Source organism: Pararhizobium sp. IMCC21322 (assembly GCF_030758295.1).
GTDB lineage: Bacteria > Pseudomonadota > Alphaproteobacteria > Rhizobiales.
In genome coordinates, this window is record NZ_CP132335.1 from 3,532,676 (window position 1) to 3,544,966 (window position 12,291).

General features: G+C 48.5%; 12 protein-coding genes and 1 pseudogene. 9 read left to right on the plus strand and 4 right to left on the minus strand.

Annotation, left to right across the window (positions count from 1 at the left end):
• Positions 1-192: 192 nt before the first annotated feature.
• Entirely contained in the window at positions 193-582 is a 390-nt protein-coding gene (locus tag RAL91_RS16605; protein ID WP_306257371.1) for a helix-turn-helix domain-containing protein, read from the plus strand.
• A 108-nt stretch (positions 583-690) separates the two neighbouring features.
• Here RAL91_RS16605 and RAL91_RS16610 read toward each other — a convergent pair whose 3' ends face one another.
• Entirely contained in the window at positions 691-1,107 is a 417-nt protein-coding gene (locus RAL91_RS16610; protein ID WP_306257372.1) for a hypothetical protein, read from the minus strand.
• A gap of 166 nt (positions 1,108-1,273) precedes the next feature.
• Between RAL91_RS16610 and RAL91_RS16615 the strand changes: the two genes are divergently transcribed.
• The 3 genes from RAL91_RS16615 (at position 1,274) to RAL91_RS16625 (ending at position 5,992) form a co-directional block, all read left to right on the plus strand.
• Positions 1,274-2,917 carry a winged helix-turn-helix domain-containing protein gene (locus RAL91_RS16615; protein WP_306257373.1) on the plus strand — a complete coding sequence of 548 codons (1,644 nt, stop codon included), beginning with the start codon at positions 1,274-1,276 and terminating at the stop codon, positions 2,915-2,917.
• Positions 2,918-3,251: 334 nt separating this feature from the next.
• Positions 3,252-4,145, plus strand: coding sequence for a hypothetical protein (locus RAL91_RS16620; protein WP_306257374.1), 894 nt, complete (start codon positions 3,252-3,254; stop codon positions 4,143-4,145).
• 407 nt (positions 4,146-4,552) lie between these two features.
• Entirely contained in the window at positions 4,553-5,992 is a 1,440-nt protein-coding gene (locus RAL91_RS16625; RefSeq protein ID WP_306257375.1) for a P-loop ATPase, Sll1717 family, read from the plus strand.
• Between the two features lie 241 nt (positions 5,993-6,233).
• Here the strand turns inward: RAL91_RS16625 and RAL91_RS16630 are convergent, their stop codons facing one another.
• Positions 6,234-6,743: a recombinase family protein gene (locus RAL91_RS16630; protein WP_306257376.1), complete on the minus strand. Its 510-nt coding sequence runs from the start codon at positions 6,741-6,743 to the stop codon at positions 6,234-6,236.
• A 15-nt stretch (positions 6,744-6,758) separates the two neighbouring features.
• Complete coding sequence (locus RAL91_RS16635) at positions 6,759-7,298, minus strand: hypothetical protein (protein ID WP_306257377.1); 540 nt, start codon at positions 7,296-7,298, stop codon at positions 6,759-6,761.
• A gap of 326 nt (positions 7,299-7,624) precedes the next feature.
• Here RAL91_RS16635 and RAL91_RS16640 point away from each other — a divergent pair, with 326 nt between their 5' ends.
• From RAL91_RS16640 to RAL91_RS16660, 5 genes and pseudogenes are all read left to right on the plus strand, one after another.
• Positions 7,625-8,437, plus strand: coding sequence for a ParA family protein (locus RAL91_RS16640; protein WP_306257378.1), 813 nt, complete (start codon positions 7,625-7,627; stop codon positions 8,435-8,437).
• The gene (locus RAL91_RS16645; RefSeq protein ID WP_306257379.1) at positions 8,434-8,814 is read left to right on the plus strand and encodes a hypothetical protein; all 381 of its coding nucleotides are present in this window, start codon (positions 8,434-8,436) and stop codon (positions 8,812-8,814) included. Before RAL91_RS16640 ends, RAL91_RS16645 begins: the two co-directional genes overlap by 4 nt.
• The gene (locus RAL91_RS16650; protein WP_306257380.1) at positions 8,807-9,553 is read left to right on the plus strand and encodes a hypothetical protein; all 747 of its coding nucleotides are present in this window, start codon (positions 8,807-8,809) and stop codon (positions 9,551-9,553) included. Before RAL91_RS16645 ends, RAL91_RS16650 begins: the two co-directional genes overlap by 8 nt.
• Positions 9,554-9,745: 192 nt before the next feature.
• A pseudogene (locus RAL91_RS16655) lies at positions 9,746-10,157 on the plus strand (VOC family protein).
• Entirely contained in the window at positions 10,154-10,384 is a 231-nt protein-coding gene (locus tag RAL91_RS16660; RefSeq protein ID WP_306257381.1) for a YdeI/OmpD-associated family protein, read from the plus strand. The pseudogene RAL91_RS16655 and the gene RAL91_RS16660 overlap by 4 nt, the downstream one beginning before the upstream one ends.
• A 207-nt stretch (positions 10,385-10,591) precedes the next feature.
• Here the strand turns inward: RAL91_RS16660 and RAL91_RS16665 are convergent, their stop codons facing one another.
• Positions 10,592-12,034: an IS1182 family transposase gene (locus RAL91_RS16665; RefSeq protein WP_306257382.1), complete on the minus strand. Its 1,443-nt coding sequence runs from the start codon at positions 12,032-12,034 to the stop codon at positions 10,592-10,594.
• Positions 12,035-12,291 lie beyond the last annotated feature (257 nt).

Genomic DNA, 12,291 nt, shown 5'->3' on the forward strand with positions numbered 1-12,291 from the left:
GCATGGTTTTTCTTGAGCGTTGATCCAAAGATCTGCGATTATCTTTTGATGAGCGAAACAGAAACCATCACCCAACATCACAGAACAATGCGATATTTCCCCATCGCTTGTGCAGATCGGGGGAAAGCCAGCCGAAAGCGATTTGGGGTGTGTAGGCTTTCCTCCGGTTTCATGCGCTTTTGAAGGCCTGAAATGCGACTTGTAGATCAAGATATTGAAAAGCTAATCGGGCAACGCCTAAAGAAGGCGCGCCTCGAGGCTGGTCTGACGCAAGCCGCTCTAGCTGAAAAAATTGGGATCAAATTCCAACAGCTTCAAAAGTATGAGTCCGGCAAGAACAGGATTTCATCATCCAAATTGTTGCAATCCGCTATCACCCTGGATCAGCCGGTTAGTTATTTTTTGTGTGATGCACGCGCAGTTTTGACGGGCAGGCAATTATTATCAGAGCCGCGCAGTTTAGATGATGATGAGACGATTTTTGGTTATGGCCTTATCGTTCATGAAATACGCGACCCCGCATTCAGGCGGTCGTTTATCAATCTCATTCGCCGCCACAACAAAATTGCTGAAATCACCTAAATTGGTTTCAGCCCATCCTGTTTAGCCCCGCGCGCAACAATCTTGAGGCTGTTATCAGGCAGAGGCCGCTGTAACTTAACGGCCTCGACCTACAACGACGCTTCGCCTTCAAAGGCCTGACGCGGGTTCGAAGCCAAGCAATACAAAGGTCATTTTGCCTTCTACGTTGAATTTCTGCACCGTTTCGCCAACCCGCACCGCCGTCAGGCAGCGGTAACGCCCTTTGTCTGCCGCCATGGAGACACACACCTGATTATTATCGGTAATTGCATAGGCACCGGTGCCCTTCCAGCCACCGTTTGTCAGTTCGCCCTCCAAAATGTTGCTCGGGTCATAGAAAAATCGAAACTCTTTCTCCCCAGCTTTGGCAGTTACAACTTTTCCGACAATCAGCTCGGCGATCTGGCCTGCGTTGAGCATTTCGCCACCATTGTTGATCGCGGTTTCCAAATCTGTTCCGGCGAAGGCAACGCCGCCCGCCAAGGCAAAAGCTGTCGCCGTCGCGTATGCTTTCAAATGTGTCACGTCAGTTCTCCAATGTTTCTAATGCGTTATCTGGGCGATTGCCCATGTAGCAGTGTTAGGCTGTGCAGGTTGAGTAAGCTTGATCGAAAGCTGATATTTTCTGACATCGAGGTGACAATCCCCAAAGATCATTGAGAAAAAGATCGGCGAAGGGATAGAGTGACTGATGTATTCTTTTGATGACTTTCAGTTTGACCCCGCTACCGGTGGATTATCGCAGAGTGGGAAACCCATCGCTTTGGAACCCCAAGCCATACGGCTATTGGAAGTTCTGATCCGACACCGGGATCGGATCGTCAGCAAAGAAGACCTTATCGAGGAAATCTGGGACGGGCGTGCCATCACGGACGCCGCGCTCAATACGCGGGTTCGATCTGTCCGCAAGGCCTTGGGCGATGCAGCGACCACCTCCAAATTTATCAAAACATTTCCCAAACGGGGGTTCCAGTTTGTCGCTGAGGTAACAACTGGCGTGGCTGCGACGAAGGCCCCGTCTAACCAAATAAGACGGATTATGATTGTTACTGCACTGGCTCTTGCGGTTGCTACCGTCTTTATTGCAATGACCCTGTTCACCACGAAACCCAAAGCGCTTGCGACGGAAAAACCTTCGGTGGCCGTCGTGCAGTTTGAAAACCTTGATGGGCAAAATGGCGCGCAGTATTTTGTCGATGGATTGACCGACGACCTGATTGCGCATCTTTCGCGCCATCGAGAGCTGTTTGTTGTGTCACGTGCGACGATGTTTTCTTACGCAGAAGGTTCGAACACACCTGTGGAAATCGCGCGCGATTTGGGCGTTGGATATGTGGTGCGTGGGAGCGTGCGTCGAGACGGTGGGCAAGTGCGGGTCAGTGGTGAGTTAATAGATATCGATGCCAACAAGACGATTTGGGCTGAAACCTTTGATCGCAAACTCACCGATATCTTCGCCGTTCAGGACGAAATCAGCCAAGCGATTGCGGGCCAGTTGCTCCCTGAGATTTATGCGTCTGACGCTGTCCGGGTAAGGGACGAACCAACCGACGACATGGGCGCCTGGGACCTATATTTGCGCGGGCGTAGCAGCCAGGAAATTTACTCAAAGGACGCGCAAGAAGATGCGGTGCGTTATGCGCAGCAGGCGATTGATCGTGATCCTGAATTTGCCACTGCATACAGTCTGTTGGCGCGTGCACTCGGCACTATGTTTTTCTTTCAATGGACTGAGAACCCGCATGACACGCTGGTGTCTGCGACCGAGGCTGCCAAGCGTGCCATTGAACTGGACGATCAAGATGCTCAGGCGCATGCGGCTTTGGGCTATCTTTACCGATTTACCGGTGATGCAGACCCAGCCATCGCAAATCTGGAGCGGGCTGTTGCACTTAACCCGAATGACGCCCGCATCCGCTTAGAACTGGCGCACACACTCGATTGGTTTCGGTTCCAAGACCGAGCACTTCCACAAATTGAAATGGCCCTCAAGCTCAGTCCTCGAGATCCGCTGTTGCAAAACATGTATTTCTACAAAGGCCATATTCTGTTCCATCTTGGTCGCCACGAAGAAGCGTTTGAAGCAGCGCGTCAGCTTGGAACAGTCGCGACAAGTAACACGTGGCGCGTTTTCCATCATTTGCTGCGCGCAGCCAACCTTATTGAACTGGACCGAGCTGAGGATGCGTTAGATGCGATAGAGGCAGCGCTGGCCATAAATCCAAAACTGTCTGTATTGGCGATGCGACGACAGTTCGCGGGATCTCGGAACCATCCAGAAAATCGCAGGATTTGGTTGGAGAGTTTGAAGAAAGCGGGATTACCCGATCAATGAGCGAGGGTCGGCAAGGCGGACCTTTATGCATTTCGCAGCATCGTGCAGTTTGGGCTCAAAGCTGCCCATTCCCGCACCACAGTATCCAACGAGATAATCAGAATTGCCTGATCACCTACGGCCCCGAGCAGACTTTGGTGATCTTCGCAGCGGAGGTCCGGTTCGAGCCCTTTGCAGAAGCTCTTCGATCAGGCGGAATGGCATAGATGGGTGCGAAGCGGACTGTACGCTTTTGAATTAGCAAGCGGGCAGTTTGCAGAGAACCTCCAATTAGTGTTTCTTCAACCGTGAATTAGAACTGCAATGTTGCAGGTGCCGATACTGAGGGGCGTTCATGTTTTCTGAATTCTGGAATTGGCTGCTGGGTGTGGTCATCTCTGCCGGCATGATAGGTTTTGTCGCGTATCTATTGCGCGCCACCATAGGCAAGTTTTTTGCCAAGGCTGTTGAGCATCGATTCGAAAAGAAGCTAGAGACATTCAAGGCTGGTATTCGGGACACCGAAAAAGAGTTAGACCAAATTAGGTCGTTCCTGGTCGCTGCCCGCAGAGATCGAGACTCTGCGGTTCAATCGAAGCGGCTAGAAGCAGCAGAAACACTGCTGCGCGCACGTCACGCGGTATCTCAGCTCTCGATGCTCGTGGAGTACATGAAGATTCTTAACACTGAGCAGATACTTAAGGAAGGAGACGATCCGAAAATTGCCGAATTCATGGATGCACTGGCAAAGCCGTTCAATGTCGATGAGAAGATTGCGCTGCTTGGAACAATCGACATGACAATTCCACGGCTATATCTCAGCGACCAGTCATTGAAAAATTTCGACGCATACAAAAGCATCGTCCTCCAAGCCGCAATGATGATGAAGGTCTTCAGCATACCATTGAGTGACAAAGGTGACCTCTTCACAGAAGGTGAACTAAGCAAGATGATAATCGAGCTAGCTCCCATCTCAAAGGCGTCGTTCGACAAGTGGGGCGAAGGGCATGCGTACTACTGGTCTACATATTTCCACGATGAGATCTTGCGAGCACTTCGTCACGAAGTGTCCGGCGCGGATGACAGGGCGCATGATGCGGAATCCGTTGAATGCTTGGCGCTAGATTCTCGTCGCGCGCAGATCAATATCCGCTCATCTTTAGAGCAGACAGGCCTGTCCGATAGTCTGATCAAACCGAACGAAGGCACCGCGGAAAGTTCGGTCGCTGCCAAAAAGGCATCAGAATGACAACTTCTGGATTTGGTGCCATTATCGCTAAACAACTAAAATGGGCTGAAAAAGATCATCGGCCCAATGTCAGCCCCGCTCTGTTCCCGTTCGTTGGTCCCATACGAAAGCTCGCATTCCGCCCAAACTGTCCGTGCCGGAATCGGCCCTTAGCTGCCGTTCATGTGATCTGCAGCGAAAGGCTGCAAGGAGCCCACTTTAACAGATGCTGCGCGATGCACGAAGGTCGGCTTTGGCTGACATTGCGGTGTATCAAGTTAACGTTCGTTTACTTGATACACTTCAAATTTCTGGCGAACCAAGACAAATCAAAATGAGACAATGAAAGGGTCTGTTAGGTAGAACTTGAATGTGCTGGCGGGTTCGGCGAAGGTACAGAAAAGTTTTACTCTATCTTTGGGAAAAATATGGCGCACCCTTCTGTCCTAAAAGAAATTTCACGTTGGTCAATCGAAGCTAAAGACGAGGATAACTCACGCTACTTTTTCCATTTTGATGACGTTTCCGACATCGAGGAGGGAAGAAAAAACTATGTCATTGGGCGAAAAGGAACAGGTAAAACCGCTATCGCCGAATATCTTCATAACGACAAAAATTACAATCAGTTCTCACGATTGCTTTCGTTCAAAAATTTCCCTTTCAATTCGCTGTATAGCCATGCGGATGAATCATATAATCGTCCAAACCAATATATCACTCTCTGGCTGTATGTAATTTACCATTATATTTGCTCAATGCTTGCCGAAAACGAGCAAGTTTGCAGTAGATGCAAATTCGATTTGAAGAAGTCATTCAATTTCGACGTGAAAGGTGCGCTGGCTCGTTCAATGAAAACAATTACAAGCCAAGGCTACAGCCTCAATTTAGCGGGTTTTGGTGGTGGTTTTCAGTCCGACGGAGAGACTGCTGAGTTCGATTACGTAAAAGCCAACGAAACCATGCGGGAATTTATTCTTTCGGTCATAGATGATGGTGAATACTATATTATTTTTGATGAATTGGACGAAGACTACCGAGATGTCCTAAATCCAGATCGCCGCGACTCGTACTTCGAACTTTTAATAAGCTTATTCAAGGCAGTTCAAGTAATAAGAACTGATTTTTCGAATTCTAACACTAACATAAGACCGGTCATATTTCTGAGAGATGACATCTTTGACTTGTGTAGGGATGTTGACAAAAACAAATGGTTGGATCGTGCGGTTACACTCAGCTGGACGGAATCGCAATTGCGCGAACTAGTGCACTTCAGACTTGCACGAGCAATCGAATCAAAAAGCGAAAAGGTCGATGACGCTTTGTCGTCTTGGGATGAGATATTCGCGGTTCGAAAGACGAGCATCGGTGCCAACCGACGTGGAGCAATCGACACATTCAAATATCTGACTAGCCGCACTTTTCTCCGGCCAAGAGATATCATCAGTCATGTAAGGGAGTGTGCAAAAATAGCTCTCTCCAAGAATCATGAGCAGATAAGCAACTCGGACATCAAAGATGCTGCATCGGGTCATTCTGCGTACATGCGAAGGGAAGTCGTGGATGAATTGTTCCCTGTGTTAGACGATGTCGCTGAAGTCCTTGGAGTTTTGTCAAAGATCAGAAAGCCTATATTTACGAGAAAAGAATTCAATGACCGGTATCGCGAGTTTGTTAACCAAAACCCGTCCGCGAAAAAGCCTTTGACTGAGAGTCAGGTCCTAAAGTTGCTGTTCCATTTCAATGTAATTGGAAACATCACTTCTGGGAACCACAGAGTATTTGCCTACGATAGTGACACAAAGACCATGAACATGGATGAAAACATGTGCATCCATAATGGCTTAATACACAGCTTGGACATACTATAGCTGAAGCCCTAACATTTCCACAGTATTAACATAATTTGCCTATCCGTATTTGAAGGCGCTAAATCGGGATCAATTACCGAATGCAGTCATTGGCGTAGCCGCAGCTAAATGTCGCTTTGTCCGCTCAGCTGCCGTTCGTTCAATCTGCAGCGAAAGCCCGCTTCCCGCCCAACTTCGCCGTTTGTTGCGTTGCAATAGGTATGGCCAGAGAATTTTCCCTTCTTGGTAAAGACACTTGAATTTAGAAAAGCTCTATTCCCGATTGGCTTCGCTCATATGGATTTGCAAGAAAACATTGGAGCCCCGTGAACCAAATTTGCGACGGGTCATGACTGCTACGGAAGTGGAAATGAGCCGAGAAAGAATAAATACCGCAGGCGGCAAGATGTGTGTTGTTAAACAACACTACTTGGCAAGGGGGCAAAGCCCCCGTTGCATCCCCGAGTAACGGCATATCTACAGTTGGGTCGATTGTCTCATTGAGTGATTGTAAACCTACATTTCGCGCTTTGAAGACTGCCGCCACACCGAGAGGACGCAGCAATGAACGCCCAACCTCATCCAATCGCCAGATTGTCAGAAGATCGCCAGCATCGAGGGAGCACAAAAGCTTTTTCAGTTTTGGCCACTTGAGCGATGCGCCAGACACCTTCTCTATGACAACCTTTTCGCAGCTAGCCGCCTTTAGAGCATCGCGTTGCGCGTTCGGGCTTTGGACAACTGTTTCAAAAAGGATCGCGTAGGAACGCAAGGCCTTAAAATCTTTTTAGGCCTGCTCTCTTTTACCAGCTTGGGGTGTTGGGTCATCGGGGAAAACCAATGGCCAGAGAGCGTCTAAAAAATCTTGCGAATAACCTCGACCGGTTAGAGCGTGGCGTGCTGCCTCTTGGTCATTTTTGAACCGCTGAGCTTGGTCGAATAATATCGCTTGTGCTTGGTCTGTCGGCATTGCACCCACAATCATCAAGCGCCATGCTGCTTCCACAACATTTATGTTGGAGAACATCAGATAGATACGACGTACTAGGGCTGGCTCGAGGCCTTGAAAGTTTTTTGTTCCTATTGCTCCGCGCAGGGATTCATCCCCTTCAATGACCGTTTTGTTGAAGTCATTCCACATCTGATTGATGAGTATTTTATTGTTTACGGCTAGGAGCTCGTTCTCTCTCCTTTTCAAACCATCGTTCTCTTGTTCAAAATTTCTTCTTTCTTCAATGGCTATCTTTGTTTGGCGATACATGAAGAATGCCGCAACGGCAGCGGCGATAGCAGAAACTGCGGTGAAAAACAGGGCAATTTTATCCATAAAATATTATGTTAGTAAGGCAGAATAAATTACAAGGGCAGAGCGACTATGGAATAAGGGTATTTGAGTTTGTTTGTTGCAAAAGGAAGGTTTTTGCGACGGTGTTTCGTGCCGTGTTATTTCAATGGGTTAGATGTCGCAAAATACCAGATGAATTTTGGGCCCTTATGGGTTTTCATGTGGCCCAGAACGTTTAGAAATTGAATAAATGGTTTTAGGCTCACGGTCCTTTTAGCGACCTTACCGGAATCATTGCGTATTATGAGGTGATCCACTAAAACATATATCAGTCTAGACCTTCTGTTATCATAATTGCTTGGAAGAAAATGACCGTTGTTATCTCATGTGTGAATCTGAAGGGTGGCGTAGGAAAAACCGCCATTGCCGTTAACTTCGCTGCATATTGCGGAAAAAATGGCTTTAAGACACTGCTTGTCGATCTGGACCCGCAAACTAATGCGACGTTTTCATGTATCTCCCCTGAAGAATGGTCCAAACATAGCAAGAAAAAGGGGACAGTTGCCGACCTTTTAGGTGTTCGTAACGGAGACCATGCGGAGGGTAACATTGTGAAAGCAACAGATGTGATTTTGAAAGAGGTCTTTAAGGGGGTAGATCTTGTCCCGTCAAACCTAAGCTTGTTCACGATTGACTTAGATATTGGCGCAAGAACTGCCAGAGAAAATCTCCTCAAAAAGAGCCTTATAGGTGTGATGGACGATTATGATGTCGTAGTTTGTGACTGCCCACCAAACTTGACATTACCAACACAAAATGCGCTAGCCATGAGTACACATTATGTGGTTCCGGTGTCCCCAGATTTTCTATCCAGCTTGGGAATTGCCCTTCTGCTAAGAAGGGTCAAAAAATTCGGAGATGATATGGACGTAGATATTGAGAACGCGGGTATCGTAATGTCTCGAGTAGGGCGAGCGTCGTATTTTAGAGACCAAACTACCGCCGACTTAAAGAAGCAGTTTTCTGGAAGCGTGTTGAAATCGGAGATCAAAGAGCGCTCTGTGGTGACGGAATCTACCGCGAAAAACAAATCAGTATTTCAAATGAATGATGCTAACGCAAAGCGGGAGTTCACCAACTTTTCGGTGGAGCTTCTGAAAAAAGTGGGCCTACTACCATGAAAACACATGAGCTTGCTAAGTCCTTGACTGCATTATCTAAAATATTGCGGAGTGTGCCAAATCAAGAATTGAGCGACTTTGGAAATTTGGTGTCAGCGACAAAGGACGCGCCAAGTGCAGAACGAGGAATTAGCTTGTCCACCCTCGCTGTATTCTCCACCTATGGGAAAAGTGAATGGCAAACTGTCATTGCCGATTTTGACCTTCCAATTGAAATTAGACCGCGGGATGCTGCACGTGATGTCATGGGTAAAATTCTGACTTACTTGGCGGAGAACAGTCAAGAGCGTGACAGAATAGCCCGCAAGTCGTTGAATACGCCAAAAACGACTTCAGAGCTTTCAAACGCACTAAGCTTTTTGCTCAAAAATGACTAGCATTTCAGTCGCATTGCAAGCTAACTATGCAGCGTTTTCTGAACAGCTACCAATTGATTTGCAAATCAATGCTGGTGTATTCCGCGGCAAGAAAAGTTTAGTGGAAAGTTATGCAAGAATAGCGTCCCTTAACGCTCTCAAAATTGATTTAATCGAGCCAAATTTTCCAAAGGGCGCGGCTCAGTTTTTCTTCGAAGCTCATAACGATGCTCTGTTATCCCATGTGAATGCCTGCTTTGGAAGCTGGAGGCCCGCACTTCAGTCGCTGCGAAGTTTCATGGAAAACTCCTTGGCAGCCATCTACTATTTAGATCATCCAGTTGAGTTCTCAAAATGGGAAAAAGACACTTTTCGGATTACTCCAAAAGAGTTGCGCGAGTATGCTTCTTGCCACCCAAAAGCACTAGATATTTGTAACGAACTCGGTCTGAAGGTCGCTCTCGATACTGAGTACGCGACGCTTTCAAAAGCTGTTCATGGATCAAATAGTTTATTCCGAATGACATCGGCAAATGGAAAAACTAATATAGCACAGGCGAGCATCCCTGAGCTTGGCAAGTGGTCTGCTCGTGAGCGTGCAACTGTTGATATCTGTGTAACTTTAATGATTGCAGTCCTCCACGAACATTTGGACGGAGCTAAAATGTCAGGTTTGCGAACAAGCTTGAGCGTTTCTCTGAGACAAAACAGCAGAAAAGCGCTCAAAGAACATTTGGGAATCACTATTCCTAATCCATAGCCGCGAGATATTCACCAATGATGTTTGCGCGCAGATTCAACGGAGTAAAATAGTTGGCTATTGCTCTAATTCGTGATTGCATAACCGGTTTTATGGAACTTGTTGCAAATATCATGGATTTTGCGACAGGCAGGCGTTTCTTTCAAGTTTTGCTTAGGTATGGAATAATATCGGCAATGAATGGAGCGACAGATGGAATTCAAAAAAGGCAGGCTAATAGACCACGTTCATTTGCGCGTTGCCGATTTGAAAAAGAGCGCGGTTTTTTTACAAAGCCATTGCAGAGGTGCTTGGCATTGACGCTTTCAATTCGCAGGACGGATTTTTTACCTGCGATGAGCTGTTTGTCAGTACCGCTGACGGGGAAGTCAGCAAAGTACATTTGGCATTTCAAGCTACCAACCGCGAAACGGTGAAGGCTTTTCACAAAGCCGCGCTTGCCAATGGTGGCACAGATAACGGAGCGGCAGGAGAACGGCATTACCATCCCGCCTATTTTGCTGCCTACGTCCTCGACCCAGACGGTAACAATATCGAAGTTGTTCATCATGGCCCTGCCAAACGTAGTGCCGAGGCAGTTGTTTTTACGGCAGATGACCCATGAGCGGCTTGAAGCGTGTCACGCAGACCATGCCGAAATTGGTCAAAGACGCTCTGATAAAAGAGGGTTTGGAATCGGCTTATGAAGACCGCCCTCCCTATCAGCGTAACGATTATCTTATGTGGATTAACAACGCGAAAAAGGACGACACTAAAGAACGTCGCCTCAAGAAAATGCTCGGCGAGTTGAAGCAGGGAAACGGCTACATGGGTATGAAGTGGTGCGCTTGAAAGTCGCATAATCGGATATGTGGAACTTGTTGCAGATATCATCCAGACCGTGTGGAAACTCTGGTTCTGTTCGACTTTGGTGCGGTTACCTTTGTTTCGGCGTTTCTGACACGTTTTTCCAACTGTTCTTGCCACATGCGTTGTGTAACCGATTTTGTGGCCATATTGGACAACTTTCAACGTGTTTGGCAGCACAAAGATGGCGATTCATACCTGCAGCGCCGCCATTAGTCCTGTCACACCGACAAGTGTGAGCGCCCGCCTGATGTTGTAGGCGAGTGTGGTGAGGCTGAACTCGGCTCGGACGTTTTCCAACCGCCGCATCAGGAAAGCGCCCTGGTTCATCCATTGTTTGATTGTTCCAAACGGGTGTTCAACGCTGTTGCGACGATCATCCATTAACTCTGGGCGGGCAACCAGTCGCTCAGCCATTCGATCCAGAACCGCCTCGTTTTCCAACCGCGATACCCGGCGGAAAGTCTTGGTGCAGCGCGGGCGCAAGTCGCAGGCTCGGCACGCTGCCCGGTTGCAATAGTCGATCTTGATGTTGTCGCGCGATTTGCTTTTGTAAAGCGGGGAAAGTCGTTGATCGTCGGGACAGATATAGTGATCCGCCTCAGCATCATAGCGAAACGCATCCTTGGCAAAGAAGCCTTCACGCACAGCCGGGCCACGTTGCGGTTTGGGCACATGGGGAATGATGTTGGCCGCTTCACAGGCCTCAATATCTTCGATCTTGAAGTAGCCCCGGTCGGCCACAACATCGATTGTCTCGACTTCCAGAAGCGCGCGAGCGGGCTCGGCGGTCTTGGCCAGTAAACCCAGATCACCAACCTGAGTGCATACATCCTGCTCGACAATCAGCTTGTGTTTGCAATCGACTGCGATCTGCGCGTTGTAGCTGACCCCGGCCTTGACCTTGCCCGACTGATAGCGACTGTCGGGGTCGTTCAGCGATATCTGGCTTTCGCCCGTTTCATGCATTTGTTTGAGAAGGGATTTGTGCCGATCCTGTTTGGCTTTCAGCTTCGCAATCTTGTCGGCGACATCTCCAAGGCCATCCGATCCTGCACTACCGGAGTGGCTGGTTGTGTCAGTGCTGTCGCTCTCATCCATTTGTTTTAGATAGGCGTCGAGCCGATCATCAGCTTCCTTGATGGCCTTCGTCAGGCCCGTCTTGGTGAAATTCCGGTCCTTGGCGTTGACCGCCTTGATCCGGGTTCCATCCACCGCCAGCAACTCGCGCCCGAACAGATCGAGTTTGCGGCACAATACGACGAATTCCCGAAACACTTGTTTGAAGGCAGCCCGATTGTCCCGCCGGAAATCGGCAATGGTCTTGAAGTCCGGCTTGAGATGCCGCAGCAGCCAGATCACCTCCATATTGCGACCGCACTCCACCTCCAATCGACGACTGGAACGAACCCGGTTCAGGTAGCCATAGATATAGAGCTTCAGCAGATCGGCAGGATGATAACCGGGTCGACCCGTCGCCTCAGCCTGCACCCGCCCAAACCCAACGGCTTCCAAATCCAGACCATCAACAAACGCGTCAACAAAACGAACGGGGTTGTTCACCCCAACATAATCCTCCACCCGTTCGGGCAAAAGCAACATCTGCGAGCGATCAGTTCCAGAAATATGAGCCATGGCGCAAAATACCACCACCGGCTTTCAGAGGGAATCCCGAATGGGGCGGGTTTCCACACAGTCTGCATCGGTTTTGCGACGAATTGACAGCACTGCAAAGCGCTTATGATAATCAATCGAAAGCACGTAAGAGTGCAGATAAAATGCAATAGCTAGTTATTGTCCGAAGACAACACAACACGATCAACTTGCTTCGACCTTTCCGCCCTCTCTTCCTTGTCAGCTAGCATGTGCAGGGTAAAACTGTCGTTAGCGTC

Bases quoted from the DNA above. Each gene is read 5' to 3' on its own strand.
- RAL91_RS16605 (WP_306257371.1), top strand. From the start codon at position 193: ATGCGACTTGTAGATCAAGATATTGAAAAGCTAATCGGGCAACGCCTA.
- RAL91_RS16640 (WP_306257378.1), top strand. From the start codon at position 7,625: ATGACCGTTGTTATCTCATGTGTGAATCTGAAGGGTGGCGTAGGAAAA.
- RAL91_RS16645 (WP_306257379.1), top strand. From the start codon at position 8,434: ATGAAAACACATGAGCTTGCTAAGTCCTTGACTGCATTATCTAAAATA.
- RAL91_RS16625 (WP_306257375.1), top strand. From the start codon at position 4,553: ATGGCGCACCCTTCTGTCCTAAAAGAAATTTCACGTTGGTCAATCGAA.
- RAL91_RS16650 (WP_306257380.1), top strand. From the start codon at position 8,807: ATGACTAGCATTTCAGTCGCATTGCAAGCTAACTATGCAGCGTTTTCT.
- RAL91_RS16660 (WP_306257381.1), top strand. From the start codon at position 10,154: ATGAGCGGCTTGAAGCGTGTCACGCAGACCATGCCGAAATTGGTCAAA.
- RAL91_RS16665 (WP_306257382.1), bottom strand. From the start codon at position 12,034: ATGGCTCATATTTCTGGAACTGATCGCTCGCAGATGTTGCTTTTGCCC.
- RAL91_RS16635 (WP_306257377.1), bottom strand. From the start codon at position 7,298: ATGGATAAAATTGCCCTGTTTTTCACCGCAGTTTCTGCTATCGCCGCT.
- RAL91_RS16620 (WP_306257374.1), top strand. From the start codon at position 3,252: ATGTTTTCTGAATTCTGGAATTGGCTGCTGGGTGTGGTCATCTCTGCC.
- RAL91_RS16615 (WP_306257373.1), top strand. From the start codon at position 1,274: ATGTATTCTTTTGATGACTTTCAGTTTGACCCCGCTACCGGTGGATTA.